Genomic DNA, 17,149 nt, shown 5'->3' with positions numbered 1-17,149 from the left:
GGGTCTTGGCGATGGCGGGCCGGCTACCCGGCGCAACCGATCATCTTGTGAAGCAGGCGCAGCAGCTGCTGCTTGTCCTCAGCGCTCAGCATGCGGCTGGCCTCTTGCTCCAGAATTTCCACCTGCGCCGCCGCCTTTTCGTGCAGGCGCTCGCCCTCGGCCGTCAGATACAGCAGCGACAGGCGCCTGTCCGCAGGATCGGCCTCGCGCCTGAGCAGGCCGCGCACCTGCAGTCTTTCCATCAGCGCCGCCATGTTGGGCTGGGAAATCATCACGGTCTCGGCGATCTGGCGCTGGGATGCGCCGGGATTGGCCGAGATCAGCGACAGCACGGCAAACTCCGACGGCTTGAGATCCAGCGCCAGCATGTGCTTCGCATAGTGAGGCCTTACGGTGGCATGGGCCAGGCGCGTGCAGTGGCCCAACTGCTGCATCAGAAAATTCTGCTGGAGTGCTGGCTTCATGGGCGATGGGGTGGCTCGGTCCAAGGGGGGGGCCAGGCGCATCGAACGGGGCCTGGCGGACCTTTCGATAGAGACGGTCATGGGTTTGTCTCCTGCGTCATGGATGCAATCGGTCAGGGTCGCCGCACCTCAGGCCAGCGGGACCCGAGCCCGGTATTGCACGAAGAAATCGATGCTGCGCGGATTGGCCATGGCGTCGGGGCTGGCCACCTTGGCGGGCTCTGCACCCAGCAGCAGCTTGCGCACGGGCAGTTCCATCTTCTTGCCCGTGAGGGTGCGCGGAATCTCGGCGACCTGGATGACCGCATCGGGCACGTGGCGCGCAGAGGCCTGGGCCCTGATGGCATCCTTGATCCGGGCCACCAGCGCATCCGTCAGCACCAGGCCCGGGGCCAGCACCACGAACAAGGGCATGAAAGAGGGGCGCCCCAGGAACTCCAGGTCCACGACGAGGCTGTCCAAGACCTCGTCAACTTCCTCGACGACACGGTAGATCTCGGCCGTTCCCATGCGGATGCCGAAACGGTTGATCGTGGTGTCCGAGCGGCCGTAGATCACGGCCGACCCATGCTCGCTGAACAAGATCCAGTCGCCATGGCGCCAGTAGCCGGGAAAGACGTCGAAGTAGCTTTCACGGTAGCGCAGGCCATCGGCGTCGTTCCAGAAATACAAGGGCATGGAAGGCATGGGTTCGGTGATCACCAGTTCGCCCACCTCGCCGGTCACGCTGCGCCCTTGCTCGTCAAAGGCGTGCGCGGCGACGCCCAGCTCACGGCACTGGATCTCGCCCGCACGCACGGGCAGCAGGGGCGCGCAGGCCACGAAGCCCGAGGCGATATCCGTTCCACCGCTGACCGAGGCCAGCCACAGATCGCGCTTGATGTTCTCGTAGACCCAGCCGTAGGCCTCCAGCGGCAGCGCCGACCCCGTGGAATTGATGGCGCGCAGTTTCTCGAAGCGGCGGCCCCGGGCGGGCACCACGCCATCCTTCATGGTCTTGGCCAGAAAGGCCGCGCCGCAACCGAACAGCGTGACCTGCTGGCGATCGATGAAGTCCCACAATGCGCCATCGTCGGGCGAGGTCGGGTTGCCATCGGACAGCACCACGGTGGCGCCAGCCAGCAGGCTGCCCACCATGAGATTCCAGACGATCCAGCCCGTGCTGCCCAGGAACATGAAGCGGTCGCCGGGCCGCACGTCGTGCTGCAGCCCATGGGTCTTGAGGTGGGTGAGCACGATGCCGCCATGGCTGTGCACCATGGCTTTGGGCAGTCCCGTGGTGCCCGAGGAATAGACCACCCACAGCGGGTGCGAGAACGGCAAGCGCTCGAAGACCGGCTCTGCGGGCCTGGCCAGCGCGTCGGCCCAGGCCATGACATCGCGCCAGGGCAGCTCGCACGCGGGGTCCCCGGGCCTGAACAGGGGGCCGGGCACGTGGATCACATGGCCTATCTCGGGCAATCCCCGCAGCACCTCGCCGAGTACGGCGCGGCGATCGAAACACCGTCCCCCGTAGACATAGCTATCGGTGGCGAAAATCAGCTTGGGGCCGATCTGCTGGAAGCGGTCCAGCACCACGGAAACACCCATCTCGGGCGCGCAGCTGGACCAGATGGCGCCTATGCTGGCACAGGCCAGGAAGGCCACGACCGCCTGGGGCACATTGGGCAGGTAGGCCACGACGCGATCGCCGCGGCCCAGGCCGAGTTCGCGCATCCGGGCCGCGAGCGCCGCCACGTCACGCTCCAGCTGCCGCCATGACAGCTCCACCGGCTCGGCGCCTTCGCAGCGCGCGATGATGGCCGGGTGCTCGGCGCTGGCGCTGCGGAACACATGCTCGGCATAGTTCAGGTGCGTGTCGGGAAACCACTGCGCGCCCGGCATGCCGCGCTCACCGAGCACGCGCGTCGGGTCACCGTCGGCCATGACCTGGAAGTAGTCCCAGATCGAGCGCCAGAAGCCATCGAGATCCGTGACCGACCACTGCCACAGCGCCTGGTAGCCATCGAAGCGCCTATCCCTTGCCGTAGCCAGCCAATCCATGTAGCGCGACAGGCCGCTTTGCGCGACCTGCTGCGGGCTGGGACGCCACATCAACTGCCCTTGTTCGATGGCCATGGCAACCCTCGGAAAAAGTTATAAAAAAAACATATTTTTTATAACCATAGAACATCATCATTCTCAGAAGTACAGGGGTTTTCATGGGGCAACCACGCGCTCGTCATGCGGTTGCTCCCCCGGGCACATGACGCAAAAAAGCCACCCGAAGGTGGCTTGTCCCCATCGATGGCCCGGCCCTGGTCAGCCGCCGCTCCAGTTGACCAGGCCCGTGAAGGCCGTGACCAGCACGATGATGCCGAAGGCGATGCGGTACCAGGCAAACGGCACGAAGCTGTTGGTGGAGATGTAGCGCAGCAGCCAGCGCACGCACAGCCAGGCGCTGATGAAGGAGAACACCAGGCCCACGGCGAACATGGGGATGTCGTCCACCGACAGCAGGGCGCGCTCCTTGTAGAGGCTGTAGACGCCGGCGCCGATCAGCGTGGGAATGGCCAGGAAGAACGAAAAATCGGTCGCCGCCTTGCGCGACAGGCCCATGAGCATGCCGCCGATGATGGTGGCGCCGCTGCGGCTGGTGCCGGGGATCATGGCCAGGCACTGCACCAGGCCGACCTTGAGGGCGTCCAGCGGCGTCATCTCGTCCACGGTCTGCACGCGCATGGCCGAGGCGGGCCGGCGCTCGGCCCACAGGATGACGAAGCCGCCCAGGATGAAGGTGGTGGCCACCACGGTGGGCGTGAACAGGTGCGCCTTGATGAACTTGCCGAAGATCAGCGCCAGCACCACGGCCGGCAGGAAGCCGATGATGACGTTCAGCGTGAGCCGCTGCGCCTGGCCGCTGGTGGGCAGGTCGACCACGGTGGAGCGGATCTTCTGCCAGTACACCAGCACCACGGCGAAGATGGCACCGGTCTGGATGGCGATGTCGAAGACCTTGGCCTTGGCATCGTCGAAGCCCAGCAGCGAACCGGCCAGGATGAGGTGGCCGGTGGAGGAGATGGGAAGGAACTCCGTCAGCCCTTCCACGATGCCCATGATGGCGGCCTTGACCAGCAAAAGAATGTCCACGGCAAGCGTCCTGTCGCAATGCAAAAGTGCGCCATTATCTGCGCTGGCCATGGCCTGACGATGGACGCCTGCCGGCCCGCCGGCGGCAATCGCAAACTTTTACAACGGCCGGCGCGCAACGTTGCTGTGCGCCCGGCGCTGTGCTGCAATGTGGGGGCGCTGGATTTCGGCGCGCCTTCAAAACCATTCCATCATGAAAAAAATCGTTGTTCTGGCAGTTGTCTCCCTGGCCTGCAGCATCGGCATGGCCGCCGGAGACAAGGCCCCCACGGCCCAGCAAAAGCTGATGGGCACCTGCAACACCGAAGCCGCCGGCAAGAAGGGCGACGAGCGCAAGGAGTTCATGAAGTCCTGCCTGTCCGACGGCAAGAAGCGCCAGCAGGAACGCATGAAGACCTGCAATGCCGACGCCACCGGCAAGAAGGGCGACGAGCGCAAGGCGTTCATGAGTGAATGCTTGAAGAAGGACTGAAGCTCCCCCTGAGCGGCTGACGCCGCTTCCCCCTCTCTACCCGCTTCGCGGGGGAGGGGGACGACGCCCTCGCCGCGAGGCGGCTCTTGCTCGGCGTCTCTGGTGTCGGGCCGCGCCAGATTTGGAGGCTGCGCCCTATTTCTGCAGCAAGCCTTCATTGAAGCCACCGTTTTCGGTGGCTTTGCTGTTTAGGCGGATAGTTTTCTGATTCGGCTATCAATGGAGCCGTGTACTACCGACAGCCGTTCAAACTCGCAGGGCTCAAGCGCGGGCAGCCGAGCAAGGGCCGCCCCGCAGTGAGGGCTGCGTCCCCCTCCGCGAAGCGGGAAGGGGGAAGCGGCGCAGCCGCTCAGGGGGTCATCTTCCTGGCCCTTCGCTTGCGCCACCAGATGATGACGCCGGTGATCGACAGGACGGCGACGAGCACGCCGACGAAGGACATGAGCACGCGGCCGGGGGTGCCGAGGATGCGGCCGCTGTGCAGGGGCAGCTGCAGCTGGACGAAGACGTCGGCGGCCGTGCCGTGCCAGGGGCGGTAGGTGCCCAGGACTTCGCCGTTGTCCGAGCTGACGTAGATGTTGGACAGGCCCATGCCCATGGCGCCGGTTTCGTCGTGCGGGTCGAAGAAGGAGATGTTGTAGAACGGGAAGTCGCCGCCCCACCAGATGCCGCCTGCGGGCTGGGCGAAGCCCAGGCGCTTGGCCTCGCTCTGGGCGATGGCGATGGCCTGGGCGAACGAGACCTTGGGCTCGAGGAGCGTGCCCTGTGGCGCGGGCTTGAGGGTTTCGTAGGGGCCGGGCGTGGTGGTGGAGACGGTGCTCATCACCGGGTAGAAGACTTCGCGGTACAGGTTCAGCGAGAACGAGGTGAAGGCCACGATGACGATGACGGCCCAGACCCACAGGCCGCCCGCGCGGTGCAGGTCGAAATTGAGCTTGTAGGCGCCGCCGCCCCAGCGCACGCGCCATGAGGGCAGCCAGCGCCGCCACCACGATCCCATGGCCGCCGTCAGGCGCGGGGCGCTTTTCCTGAGCTTGACGGGAAAGGTCAGCAGCAGCGCGACAAAGCTGTCGGCCACCCACAGCAGGGCCAGGCTGCCCATGAACCAGTAGCCCCAGCGGTCCGTGCCCCAAAAGCGCGGGGCCAGCAGGCTTTCGTGCAGGTGGCGCAGCCAGGGCATGAGGTTGCGCTGGCTGAGCGCAAGGCTGCGCCCGTTGCGCTGGCCCGTGATGTGGCCGCTGACAGGATCGACGAAGACCGTGTCATATCCCAGCGCAGGCGCCTGGCCCGTGGCCGGGTCGGGCCGGGGGCGCACCATGAACATGGCGGCTTCGCCCTCGACCAGGCCCAGGGTCATGTAGCTGATCTCGGCGCGCGGCTCGCTGGCCTGCACCACGGCGGCCAGCTCCAGCGGGGTCTTCAGCGGGCCGCGTGCCGGGGTCTCCAGCATGTCGGCGTTGAGCCATTCGTCGATTTCATGGTCCCAGGACAGCACGGCCCCCGTGAGGCCGGCCATGGTGAGGAAACCGGCCAGCACCAGTCCTATCCAGCGGTGCACCACCGTCCACAACGCGCGCATGCTTCAGATCGCTCCGGCTCAGAAGTCCACCGATGCGCTCAGCGAGAAGGTGCGCGGCATGGACTGCACCAGGTAGTTGGCGCCCGGGTAGCCGCCCACGGACGACCAGTAGCCCTTGTCGAACAGGTTGTCGATGCGCGCGCGCAGGGTCAGCAGGCGGTTGTTGCCGATGTCCATGAGATAACGCGCGCCGATGTCGGTACGCGTCCAGGAGGCCACTTTCAGCGTATTGGCGCCGTTGGCGTACTGGCTGGAGGTGTGCATCACGCGCGCATTGAGGGCCAGGCCCGAGACGCCGGGCACATCCCAGTCCACGCCCAGGTTGAGCAGGCGCTTGGGCACGCCGATGGCGTAGTTGCCGATGGTGGCGGCATCGGCGGCCTCGCGGATCTTGGCCTCGCTGAAGGTCACGCCGCCCAGCACGCGCAGGCCCTTGACGGGCTCGCCGAAGACCGTGGCCTCCAGGCCGCTGTTGCGCTGCTTGCCGTACTGGCCGAAGACCTGGTTGGCCACATAGGCCGAAGGCATGTCCGTGGTGTACAGCGCCACCGTGGCGCCCAGTTGCCGGCCCTGCCACTTGAAGCCGATTTCCTTCTGGCGCGACTTGTAGGGCGCGAACACCTGGCCACCGTTGGACACGGGCAGGTCGTTGGCCGTCTGCGGCGCCACGGCGCCCTTGGTCAGGCCTTCGATGTAGTTGGCGTAGACCGAGGTGTTCTCGCTGGTCTTGAACACCAGGCCCAGCATGGGCGTGGTGGCCGACTTCTTGTAGTGGTCGGTCTGCGCGCCCGTGTTGTAGTCGTAGCTGCTTTGCTCGATGCTCTGGCGGCGCACGCCCACGGTCAGGCGCAGGCGCTCGTCCAGCATCGTCAGCGTGTCGCCGATGGCAAAGCTGTTGAGCCGGGTTTCACCCACGCGCGTGGGATCGGCCAGGTTGCCGCCGAACAGCGTCATCGCCGGGCGCGCGCTGCTCCAGGGGTTGTAGATGTTGTTGACCACGCCAAAGCCCATGCCCCAGGCATTGCGCTCGGTGGCCGAGTAGGTGCTGGCCGTGGCCACCAGCTCATGGCCCACGCTGCCCGTGGCCAGGCGCGTGCGGATGCCGACCTCGCCCGTGCCCACGCTGTCCTTGCGCTTGTTGTCGAAGCGCGTGCCCGTGGTGTCGCCGGCCGCATTCGTGACGGTCACGCCGCTCAGGGAGTTGTCCTCCTTGCCTCGGCGCAGGCCGCCCGCAGCCCAGGCCGTGGTGGTGTCGTTGATGTCCCATTCGGCGCGCAGCGTGGCGAACAGGTCGCGCTCGGTGGAGTACGACCAGTTCTGGCCGTAGTTGGTCTTGTTGTCGGGCACGGCCGGGATGAAGCTGCCGGGCGTCACGCTGGGGCGGCCGCCGTTGTAGCTGTTGCGCTGGTAGCCCACGTCGCCCGACAGGCGCACGTTGCGGCTGCGCCAGTCCAGGCCCAGGCCCAGGGCGGTGAGCGAGCGGTCTTCGCCATCCACGCCCGTGCCGCCGTCGCGGCGCACGGCGTTCAGGCGGATGCCGGTGCTCCGGTCAGGGCCGAAGCGGCGCGAGATGTCGGTGGAGACAAAGGCCTGGCCGCCCGTCTGTATGCCGGCGCCCACGCGCGTCAGTGCATCGTTGCCGGCGCGCTTGGGCAGCAGGCTGATGGTGCCGCCAATGCCGCTGCCGCCGGGTGCTGCGCCATTGAGGAAGGCATTGGCGCCGCGCAGCACCTCCACTCGCTCGAAGAATTCCGAGGCGATGTACTGGCGCGGCAGCAGGCCGTACAGGCCGTTGTAGGCGATGTCGTCCGAATAGACCGGGAAGCCGCGCAGCACATACAGCTCCTGGAAGTTGCCGAAGCCGCGCGCCTGGCGCACGCCCGGGTCGTTGAGCAGCACGTCGCCCACGCTCTTGGACTGGGTGTCCTCGATCAGTTGCTGGGTGTAGCTGGTGGTGGAGAACGAGGAGTTCTTCCAGTCCAGCGTGCCCAGCACGCCGTTGCGCGCCCCCGTGGCCACCTGGCCGCCTGCGAAGGGCTTGGACAGGCCCTGGGCCGATGCGTCGGCGCTGGCCTCCACCGTCACGGCCTCCAGCACGGTGTCACCGCCCCGGGTCTGGGCAATCAGCGCCTGATGGCTGCACAGGCAAAGAACGGCCAGGGATATGGGGCGAATGGAAGGCATGAGGATGGGATTGAGAATGATTTGCAGAACCCGTTAGCTTACCAACCACCTGGGCACGCAACTATGAGTTTTCTCAATCTGTTGCATCGAAGCAATCCTGGGGGTGATTGGTTTCAAAGGCCCTGATCGATAGTCCGTGCGCACTCACCCTGGCCTCCACCCTGCGGACTGCATCCTCCAGATGCCGTGGACGTGCCTGCCGTTCGCGGCGCCAGGATGCAGCTGGCACCCTGCCCTCGTCCGTCCGTCGCATGGCGCTGGCCCCTGCGGCGCCCGGCAGCGACAGTCCTGTCCCATACAGGCCCGCCAACCCGGGCCGCACGCCAGGACACCGCCATGCAAATGACACCGCTGATCGCCATCCACATGAGCGCCGCCCTCGGGGCCACGGCCACGGGCGCCATCGCCCTGCTGGCACGCCGCCAGGCCGCCGTCCATCCCCGCCTGCACCGCGCGGCCGGCCATGCCTTCGTCACGCTCATGGTCTGCGCGGCGGTGTCCGCCTGCTTCATCCGCGACTACCGCCTGCCCAACTGGGGCGGCTACACGCCCGTCCACCTGCTGGTGCCGCTGACCTTTGCCGGCCTGGGCCGCTCGTTCTGGCACCTGTACCACGGCAACATCGCCGGCCACCGCAAGATCATGCGCAGCGTCTACATCGGCGCCTGCGTCGTGGCGGGCCTGTTCACCCTGCTGCCCGGCCGCTATCTGGGCGACCTGCTGTGGCAGCAGCTGGGCCTGGCCTGACGCCGCTTTCCTTCCCACTGACGGAGAACTCCCCATGCGCACCCTTGATCCCCTTGATCCCCTCGATCCCTCTGCCCGCCACGACGACGATGCCCTGGAGCGCATGGCGCGCCGCCGCGCAGGCGCCAAGCTGGGCTGGATGATCCACGCCAGCGTCTATGTGCTGGTCAACCTCGGGCTGGCGGCGCTGTCGCTGTCCCAGGGCCGGCACTGGGCCATCTTCCCGGCCCTGGGCTGGGGCCTGGGGCTGGCCATCCACGGCGCCGTGGTCTGGCTGGCCCTGCCGGGCAACGGCTGGCACGGGCGCATGGTGGAGCGCGAGCGGCAGGCGCTGCAGTCACGCCAGGGCCGCGCCCGCTGAAACACGCCATGGGACTACCATTGCCCTCCATGCCCGACCCCGCATCCAACGCCACACGCCAGCCGGCCGCCCCTGGCCACATCGTGGAACGGACCACGCTGCTGCGCCACGGCATCGCGACGACCTCGGCCTGCGCCCTGATTGCCGCCGCATTCAGCCTGAGCAACCACGGCCGCTGGGACGTGAACCTCATCTACTCGCTGTCGATCGGCCTGACCAGCTGGCTCACCATCGAACTGGGCCGCTGGCGCCTGACGCGGGGCCAGGACATTCCCTGGCCCGGCGGCTGGCGCGGCGCCGCGCTGGTGGTGGCTGGCATCGTGACGGGGTTCGTGATCGGGTCGCTGATCGGCACGGCCTACAGGCAGTGGGCCGATCCCGACGCCAGCACGGCCCTGATGCACCGGCTGTGGATACCGCTGGCCGTCACCATCGTCGCCAGCACGGTGATGTCGCTGGCCTTCTTCCTGCTGGGCTACTCGCGCCACCTGCAGATGCAGGCCGAGCAGGCCCGCCGCCAGGCGGCCGAGGCGCGACTGACCCTGCTGCAGGCCCAGCTGGAGCCGCACATGCTGTTCAACACCCTGGCCAACCTGCGCGTGCTGGTAGCCAGCGACCCGCAGCGCGCCCAGGCCATGCTGGACCATCTGATCGCCTACCTGCGCGCCACGCTGGGCGGCTCGCGCAGCACCGAGCATGCGCTGGCCGAGGAATTCGCGCGCCTGCGCGACTATCTGGCGCTGATGTCCATCCGCATGGGCCCGCGCCTGCAATACACGCTGGACCTGCCCGAGGACGTGGGCCAGGTGCCCGTGCCGCCGCTGCTGCTGCAGCCCCTGGTGGAAAACTGCATACGCCACGGACTGGAGCCCAAGCTGGAAGGCGGGCATATCGCCGTGCGTGCGCGCCGCATGGACGGCGGCCCGTTGGAGCTGACCGTGGCCGACAACGGCATGGGCCTGGATTCCGGTGCACCCGCCCTGCCCGGCAGCCGCTTCGGCACGGCCCAACTGCGCGAGCGCCTGGCCAGCCGCTATGGCGACGCCGCACACTTCGAACTGGCCGCCCTGCCCGAAGGCGGCACGCTAGCCCGCATCACCCTCAAATGCACCCCCTGAGTCGCTTCGCGCCTTCCCCCGTGTGCACGGCGCCCTCTCTCGCTTCGCGGGAGGGGAACGACACCCTCGGTGCGGGGCTGCCCTTCCTCGGTGTCCCTGAGTTGGGCCGCGCCAGTTTCATACGCTGTCGGCAATGCGCAAGTGAAATAGAAGACTGAAATGACCTCCTCCCCCCGCGCCCTGATCGCCGAAGACGAACCCCTGCTGGCCGAGGACCTGCGCCAGGCACTGGCCCGCGCCTGGCCCGAGCTGCAGATCGCCGCCATGGTGGGCGACGGCCTGAGTGCCGCCCGGCAGGCGCTGGCGCTGCAGCCCGATGTGCTGTTCTTCGACATCCGCATGCCGGGCCAGAGCGGCCTGGAGGCCGCCGCCGAACTGGCCGACGCCTGGCCAGAGGCGCAGCCGTTTCCCATCCTCGTCTTCGTGACCGCCTACGACCAGTACGCCATGGACGCCTTCGAGGCCCAGGCCGTGGACTACCTGCTCAAGCCCGTGCAGCCCGAGCGGCTGGCGCGCAGCGTGCAGCGCCTGCGCGAGCTGCTGGCCCAGCGCACGGTGGCCCCGGCCGGCGCTGCGCTGGCGCAGGCGCTGGAGCAATTGCGGCACCTGGCCGGTGCCACGGCCCCCGCCGCCACCGCCACCGAGCCGCCGCTGCAGATGATCCAGGCCGGCGTGGGCACGCAGATCCAGATGGTGCCCGTGCAGGACGTCGTCTACTTCGAGGCCGCCGACAAGTACGTGCGTGTGCTCACGGCATCACATGAGTACCTGGTGCGCACGCCGCTCAAGGAGCTGCTGCCCCGGCTGGACGCCGAGGATTTCTGGCAGGTGCACCGTGGCACCGTGGTGCGCGCAGCCGCCATTGCCAGCGCCCAGCGCGACGAGGCCGGCCGGCTGTGGCTGCAGCTGCGCGAGCGAGCGGAGAAACTGGCCGTCAGCCGCCTCTACGCGCAGCGGTTCAAGGCGATGTAGGTGGCGATGTAGGTGGCGATGTAGACGCCGGCTCCGTCAGCGCAGCGGCGGCTGATCGGGCAGGTCCAGCACGTCGTCCCAGGCCACGCCCTGCATCTCGTCCCAGTGCGCGACGATCACGCAGCGCGGCCCGTGCCCGGCCACGGGCGCAGATTGCTGGCCGGCCCGGTTCAGCCCCGCCAGCGTGCGCTGCACATGGTCCATCGATCCCCGGTCCAGCGCGGCCAGCGGCTCGTCGATCAGCAGCAGCGGCACGCCGCTGGCCCAGCCCGCCGCCATCCACAGCTTGCGCAGGCTGCCCGTGGACAGGGCCAGCAGGGGCTTGTGCAGATGGGGCTCCAGCCCCAGGCCGTCGGCATGGGCCTGCCAGGCAGCCTCGCTCCAGGCCGGGTGCAATTGCCGCTGGGCCTGCACCCATTCCTGCGCGGGCCGGGCGCGCTCGGCATTGGACAGTTCGGCGCGCGGGTCGCGCCAGAACAGTGCGGGGCGCTGCGACGGGTCCGGCTGCTGCGGATATACCAGGCGCCCGCCCTGCAAGGGCAAATGGCCGGCCAGCGCCTGCAGCAGGCTGGTCTTGCCGCAGCCCTCGCCGCCGCGCACCAGGCACAGGCCCACGGGCCAGTCGTGCGAGGCGCCATCCCACAGCAGAAGACCCGGCTGCCCGAAGCGCAGGGCCTGCGCGCTCACCATCGGCGGCGCCATCGATTGCTGTGCGGTGTCCATCTGAATGTCTTTCCGGTTCTGCGATGCGGGCGATTGTGCACGCGGCACAATGCCGGGCTTTCCCTTTTTCAACCACGCACTACGCATGCGGACCGCCACCATGACCCTCGACTACCTGGATTTCGACTACAGCGAAGACGACGAAGGCACGGGCTGCTGGGACGCCATGGCCAGCGTGCCCGCCACGCGCGTACCGGCGCTGGCGGCCGAGGTGGAGCAATTGCTGGCCTGGGCGCACCGCCGCTTCAAGGGCCGGCGCGGCCCCATCGAGGAAGGCGGCGACTGGGACTACGAGCTGCAGGCCCAGGACGACGGCGGCCAGCCGCTGGACTGGCGCTTTGACGCAGCCACGGCGCGCCTGCAATCCGTGGCGGCCGGGGATGGCCGCACCACGGTGAACCTGTCGATCAGCGGCAGCGCGGCCTTCGGCGAAGCACTGCGCCAGGCCTTTGAGCTGCAGGACTGAACATCAGCGCGCGACAGCCTGCGGCCCCTGCACGGAGGCCGGTCCCAGCGGCTCCCAGCGCCCGGCCACGTTCTTGAGCAAGGTGTTGACGGCGGCCAGCCGCCGGTTGCGCACATCGATCAGGCTGCGCCGCGCCGACAGCACCGTGGTCTGGGCGCTGAGCACATTCAGATAGGCCACCGTGCCCGCGCGGTACTGGTTGTTGACGACATCCAGCGCCTTCTGCGCGGCGGCCACGGCCTCGATCTGCACCTGCTGCTCGCGCGCCAGGGCGGATGCGGTGACCAGGTTGTCCTCCACCTCCTGCAACGCCGTCAGCACGGTCTGGCGGTAGGTGGCAGCAGCCAGGTCCAGCGAGGCACGCGCCGACTCCACGGCCGCCGTGCGCGCGCCGCCGTCGAACAGCGCCAGCGCCAGCGAGGGGCCCAGCGACCAGAACAGGTTGGGCGCACTCACCAGGTTGGACAGCGATGCACCCCGGTAGCCCGCCGAGGCCGACAGCGTGAGCGCCGGGAAGAAGGCCGCGCGCGCCACGCCCACCTGGGCATTGGCGGCGGCCACGCGGCGCTCGGCCGCAGCAATGTCGGGGCGCTGCTCCAGCAGTTGGGACGACAGCATGGCCGGCACCTCGGGCGGCGGCGGCAGCTCGGCGCCGGCCTCCAGGCTGAAGGCCGCAGGCGGCAGGCCCAGCAGCGCGGCCAGGGCGTGCTCCAGCTGGGCGCGGCTGGTCTGCGCCTCGATGAGCTGGGCCTGGGTGCTTTTGTACTGCGCCTCGGCCTGGGCCACGTCGGCCGACGAGGCCACGCCCGCGCGGTAGCGGTTGTTGGTGAGCTTCAGGCTCTGCTCGTAGCTCTGCAGTGTTTCCTGCAGCAGCCGCACGCTGGCATCGGCCGCGCGCAGCGAGAAATAGGTCTGCGTGATCGATGCCTGGGCCGACAGGCGCGCGGCGGCCAGGTCGTCGCTGCTGGCCTGGGCGCTGGCCTGGCTGGCGCTGACCGTGCCCGACACGCGGCCCCACAGGTCCAGTTCCCAGCTGGCGTTCAGGCCCAGCGAGTAGTTGGTCGAGATGTTGCCGCTACTGCCGGTGTTGCCGCCCGTGCCTGATGCACCCGATGCACCGGAGGCCCCGCCGCTGCGCGAGCGCGTGGCGCCGGCCGTGCTGCCCAGCGTGGGGAACAGCCCGGCCTGGCTGCTGGCCACGGCCGCCTGCGCGGCACGCAGGCGCGCGGCGGCCTGGGCGATGCTCTGGTTGCCGGTGGCGGCCTGCTGCTGCAGGCGGTTGAGCTGCTCGTCGCCGAACAGCTCCCACCAGTTGTCGGGCACTTGCGCGCGCGACGGATCTGCGGGCCGCCAGATGCCGGCCTCGGCCGCCTCTGGCGTGGCTTCCTTGAACTGGGCCGGCACCTCGAGTGCGGGGCGCTGGTAGGCGCTCTGCGTGGAGCAGCCGGCCAGCAGCGCGGCTGCCAGCCAGATCGCCGGGGTTTGGAGTGTCTTCAGCTGCATGGCCTTGGGCTTTCGGATTCGGTTCACTGGGGTGATGCGGCGGGCACAGGGGTGCCGCGGTCCTTGCCCTGCACGCGGCCACGCAGGCCCATGACACGCTGGCGCAGCCTGTCCAGCAGCACATAGACCACGGGCGTGGTGTAGAGCGTGAGCAGCTGGCTCAGCATCAGGCCGCCCACGATGGCAATGCCCAGCGGCTGGCGCAGCTCGGCGCCATCGCCCCGGCCCAGGGCCAGCGGCAGCGCGCCGCAGATGGCCGCCAGGCTGGTCATGAGGATGGGGCGCAGCCGCAGTTCGCAGGCGCGGTAGATGGCCTGGGCAGCCGTGGCATGGCCGGCGCGCTGCCGCTCCAGCGCGAAGTCGATCATCATGATGGCGTTCTTCTTGACGATGCCGATCAGCAATATCACCCCGATCAGCGCGATCAGCGAGAACTCCGTCTTGAACAGCATCAGCGCCATCAGCGCGCCCACGCCGGCCGAGGGCAGCGTGGACAGGATGGTCAGCGGATGCACCAGGCTCTCATAGAGCACGCCCAGCACCAGGTAGATGGTGATGATGGCCGCCAGGATCAGCAGCGGCTGCCCCGACAGCGCCTGCTGGAAGGCCCCGGCCGTGCCGCTGAAGCTGCCGCGCACCGACACGGGCACGCCCAGCTCGGCCACGGCCGCGCGGATGGCGTCGCTGGCATCCGACAGCGCCACGCCTTCGGCCAGGCTGAAGCTGATGGTGCTGGCCGGCGTGCCCCGGTCGTGGTTCACGGACAGCGGCGTGTTGGTGGTGGTGATGCGCGCAAACGAGGTCAGCGGCACCTGCTCGCCCTGGTTGTTCACGAAGAAGAAGCCGCGCAGCGTCTCGGGGCTTTGCAGGTAGCGCGGCGCGGCCTCCATCACCACGCGGTACTGGTTGAGCGGGTTGTAGATCACGCCCACCTGGCGCTGGCCGAAGGCGTTGTTGAGCGTGCCGTCGATCTGCGCCACCGTCAGCCCCAGGCGCGTGGCCGCGTCGCGGTCGATCACCAGCGAGGTCTGCAGGCCGAAGTCGGAGACATCGCTGTTCACGTCCGTGAGCTGGGGCAGCTGCGACAGCACCTGGCGGATGCGCGGCTCCCAGGTGCGCAGGTCCTGGATGTCGTCAGCCTGCAGCGTGTAGTCGTACGAGCCCGAGCTTTGCCGCCCGCCGATGCGGATATCGCTTTGCGTGACCATGAACAGCCTCGCGCCGGGCTCGTTCTTGAGCTTGTCGCGCAGGCGGTTGATCACCTCGTCGGACGATACCTTGCGCTCGGCCAGCGGCTTGAGCGACATGAACATGTTGGCCGCATTGCGCTGGCCGCCGCCCGTGAAGCCCGTCACGTACTCCACGGCCGGGTCTTCCTGCACGATGGACAGGAAGCGCTTGAGCCGCTGCTCCATGGCCTGGTAGGAGGTGGACTGGTCGGCCCGGATGAAGCCCATCACGCGGCCCGTGTCCTGGCTGGGCATGAAGCCCTTGTCGATGGCCATGTACAGGTGCACGTTCAGCGCCACCACGCCGGCCAGCACCAGCAGCACCAGCGGCTGGTGGCGCAGGCACCAGGCCAGGCTTGCGCGGTAGCCGGACATGGCACGCCGCTCGGCACGGCCCACCCAGGCGCCGAAGCGGTCCCAGGCGCGGCCCATTGGCCCGCGCGGACGCGCCTGTGCAGCAGGCCGCTGCGGCCGCAGCAGCGCCGCGCACATCATGGGCGTGGTGGTCAGCGACACCACCATCGAGATCAGAATCGCCGCCGACATCACCACCGCGAACTCGCGGAAGAACCGCCCCACGATGCCGCCCATGAACAGGATGGGCACGAACACCGCGATCAGCGACAGGCTCATGGACACCACGGTGAACCCGATCTCGCGCGCCCCGTCCAGCGCCGCGCGCAGCGCGGTCTTGCCGCGCTCCATGTGGCGCATCACGTTCTCCAGCACCACGATGGCATCGTCCACCACAAAGCCCGTGGCCACGGTCAGCGCCATCAGCGACAGGTTGTCCAGCGTATAGCCGGCCAGGTACATCACGCCGAACGTGCCCGCCAGCGACACCGGCACGGCCACGGCCGGAATCAGCGTGGCCCGGCCATTGCGCAGGAACAGGAACACCACCAGGATCACCAGCGCCACGGCGATCAACAGCGCCCGTTCCACCTCCACCACCGAGGCGCGCAGCGTGGGCGTGCGGTCGGACACGATGGTCAGATCGATCGCCTCGGGGATGGACGCCTTGAGCTGCGGCAGCAAAGAGCGCACGCGCGCCACGGCCTCCAGGATGTTGGCATCGGGCTGCTTGAAGATCTGCAGCAGGATGGCGGGCTTGCCATTGGCCACGCCGTAGTTGCGCACGTCCTGCACCGAATCCGTGACATCGGCCACGTCCTGCAGCCGGATCGCATTGCCATTGCTCCAGCGCAGCACAAGCGGCGCATAGTCGGCCGCCACGCGGGCCTGGTCATTGGCGGTCACCTGCCAGTAATGGTCCTCGCGCTCCACCGCGCCCAGCGGCCGGTTGGCATTCGTGGCCGAAATGGCGGTACGCACCTGGTCCAGCGACACGCCATTGGCCGCCAGCTTCACCGGGTCCAGCTCCACGCGCACGGCCGGCAGCGCCCCCCCGCTGATGGACGCCTGGCCCACGCCCTCCACCTGCGAGAGCTTCTGCGCCAGCACGGTGGACGCCGCGTCATACATCTGCCCGCGCGTCAGCGCGCTGGACGTCAGCGCCAGGATCATGATCGGCGCATCGGCCGGATTCACCTTGCGATACGTCGGATTGCCCGGCATGCCCGAAGGCAGCAGCGTGCGCGCCGCATTGATGGCGGCCTGCACATCTCGCGCCGCGCTGTCCACCGTGCGCGACAGATCGAACTGCAGCGTGATGCGTGTACTGCCCAGGCTGGAGCTGGACGTGATCTCATTGACCCCCGCAATCGCCCCCAGCGCCCGCTCCAGCGGCGTCGCCACCGTGGCAGCCATGGTGTCGGGGCTTGCACCCGGCAGGCTGGCCGACACCGAAATCGTCGGATAGTCCACCTGCGGCAGCGGCGCCACCGGCAGCAGGAAATACGACACTGCCCCCGCCAGCGCCAGGCCGATGGTCATCAGCATGGTGGCAATGGGCCGGAAGATGAACGGCGCCGAGAGATTGGAAAGCTGGCTCATGACCCAGCCCCAAAAACCCCAGGCCGAGCGAAGCGATGGCCCGTCCCCCGGCCTTCCCCCCTCTGCCCACGCCTGCGTTGGGGGCGATGCGGGGTGGCAAGCCTGCCGAAGGACAGGCTTGCTTCGTCATCTGACTTGCCGCAGTTGTCTGAGCGGCGCGCGAAGCGCAAAGCGAGTTCTGCGGCACACCCCGCATCGTGCCCAACGCAGGTTGCCCGCAGCGAAGCGAAGGGTCGTGGGCAGTGG

General features: G+C 68.4%; 14 protein-coding genes. 6 read left to right on the top strand and 8 right to left on the bottom strand.

What is annotated here, in order from left to right; translation table 11 throughout:
• Positions 1-23: 23 nt before the first annotated feature.
• The 3 genes from ACN20X_RS10705 to ACN20X_RS10695 form a co-directional block, all read right to left on the bottom strand.
• A complete protein-coding gene (locus ACN20X_RS10705; RefSeq protein WP_016454696.1) occupies positions 24-464 on the bottom strand; it encodes a MarR family winged helix-turn-helix transcriptional regulator in 441 nt (146 codons plus the stop codon).
• Positions 465-593: 129 nt separating this feature from the next.
• Positions 594-2,582, bottom strand: coding sequence for an acetoacetate--CoA ligase (locus tag ACN20X_RS10700; RefSeq protein WP_473210575.1), 1,989 nt, complete (start codon positions 2,580-2,582; stop codon positions 594-596).
• A 183-nt stretch (positions 2,583-2,765) separates the two neighbouring features.
• The gene (locus ACN20X_RS10695) at positions 2,766-3,593 is read right to left on the bottom strand and encodes an undecaprenyl-diphosphate phosphatase (RefSeq protein WP_016449688.1); all 828 of its coding nucleotides are present in this window, start codon (positions 3,591-3,593) and stop codon (positions 2,766-2,768) included.
• A gap of 193 nt (positions 3,594-3,786) precedes the next feature.
• On the opposite strand from ACN20X_RS10695, the gene ACN20X_RS10690 reads away from it, so the two are divergent.
• The gene (locus ACN20X_RS10690) at positions 3,787-4,065 is read left to right on the top strand and encodes a PsiF family protein (RefSeq protein ID WP_016454694.1); all 279 of its coding nucleotides are present in this window, start codon (positions 3,787-3,789) and stop codon (positions 4,063-4,065) included.
• A gap of 349 nt (positions 4,066-4,414) precedes the next feature.
• Here the strand turns inward: ACN20X_RS10690 and ACN20X_RS10685 are convergent, their stop codons facing one another.
• Both ACN20X_RS10685 and ACN20X_RS10680 read right to left on the bottom strand, forming a co-directional pair.
• Positions 4,415-5,644 carry a PepSY-associated TM helix domain-containing protein gene (locus tag ACN20X_RS10685; protein ID WP_046241628.1) on the bottom strand — a complete coding sequence of 410 codons (1,230 nt, stop codon included), beginning with the start codon at positions 5,642-5,644 and terminating at the stop codon, positions 4,415-4,417.
• Positions 5,645-5,662: 18 nt separating this feature from the next.
• Positions 5,663-7,828, bottom strand: a complete 2,166-nt coding sequence (locus tag ACN20X_RS10680) for a TonB-dependent receptor (protein WP_250438806.1) — start codon at positions 7,826-7,828, stop codon at positions 5,663-5,665.
• 336 nt (positions 7,829-8,164) lie between these two features.
• Between ACN20X_RS10680 and ACN20X_RS10675 the strand changes: the two genes are divergently transcribed.
• The 4 genes from ACN20X_RS10675 to ACN20X_RS10660 all read left to right on the top strand — a co-directional run bounded on the left by ACN20X_RS10675 (position 8,165) and on the right by ACN20X_RS10660 (position 11,026).
• The gene (locus ACN20X_RS10675; protein WP_016449692.1) at positions 8,165-8,575 is read left to right on the top strand and encodes a DUF2306 domain-containing protein; all 411 of its coding nucleotides are present in this window, start codon (positions 8,165-8,167) and stop codon (positions 8,573-8,575) included.
• A gap of 34 nt (positions 8,576-8,609) precedes the next feature.
• Positions 8,610-8,936, top strand: coding sequence for a 2TM domain-containing protein (locus ACN20X_RS10670; protein WP_016454690.1), 327 nt, complete (start codon positions 8,610-8,612; stop codon positions 8,934-8,936).
• Positions 8,937-8,965: 29 nt separating this feature from the next.
• Entirely contained in the window at positions 8,966-10,054 is a 1,089-nt protein-coding gene (locus ACN20X_RS10665; RefSeq protein ID WP_250438817.1) for a sensor histidine kinase, read from the top strand.
• Between the two features lie 159 nt (positions 10,055-10,213).
• Positions 10,214-11,026, top strand: coding sequence for a LytR/AlgR family response regulator transcription factor (locus tag ACN20X_RS10660; RefSeq protein WP_046987141.1), 813 nt, complete (start codon positions 10,214-10,216; stop codon positions 11,024-11,026).
• A gap of 36 nt (positions 11,027-11,062) precedes the next feature.
• On the opposite strand, the gene ACN20X_RS10655 is transcribed toward ACN20X_RS10660, so the two are convergent.
• Positions 11,063-11,836 (bottom strand): ABC transporter ATP-binding protein, encoded by a 774-nt coding sequence (locus tag ACN20X_RS10655; RefSeq protein WP_473210574.1) that lies wholly within the window; start codon positions 11,834-11,836, stop codon positions 11,063-11,065.
• A gap of 13 nt (positions 11,837-11,849) precedes the next feature.
• Between ACN20X_RS10655 and ACN20X_RS10650 the strand changes: the two genes are divergently transcribed.
• Positions 11,850-12,215, top strand: coding sequence for a hypothetical protein (locus ACN20X_RS10650; protein ID WP_016454686.1), 366 nt, complete (start codon positions 11,850-11,852; stop codon positions 12,213-12,215).
• Between the two features lie 3 nt (positions 12,216-12,218).
• Here the strand turns inward: ACN20X_RS10650 and ACN20X_RS10645 are convergent, their stop codons facing one another.
• Positions 12,219-13,718, bottom strand: coding sequence for an efflux transporter outer membrane subunit (locus ACN20X_RS10645; RefSeq protein WP_473210573.1), 1,500 nt, complete (start codon positions 13,716-13,718; stop codon positions 12,219-12,221).
• Between the two features lie 23 nt (positions 13,719-13,741).
• On the bottom strand, positions 13,742-16,903 hold the full coding sequence (locus ACN20X_RS10640; protein WP_209800938.1) for a multidrug efflux RND transporter permease subunit: 3,162 nt from the start codon (positions 16,901-16,903) through the stop codon (positions 13,742-13,744).
• Positions 16,904-17,149: the final 246 nt, after the last annotated feature.

It is taken from the genome of Delftia sp. PX-1 (genome assembly GCF_055797465.1).
The sequence above is the reverse complement of the archived record's forward strand: the minus strand, read 5'-3'. Positions and strand labels throughout refer to the sequence as shown.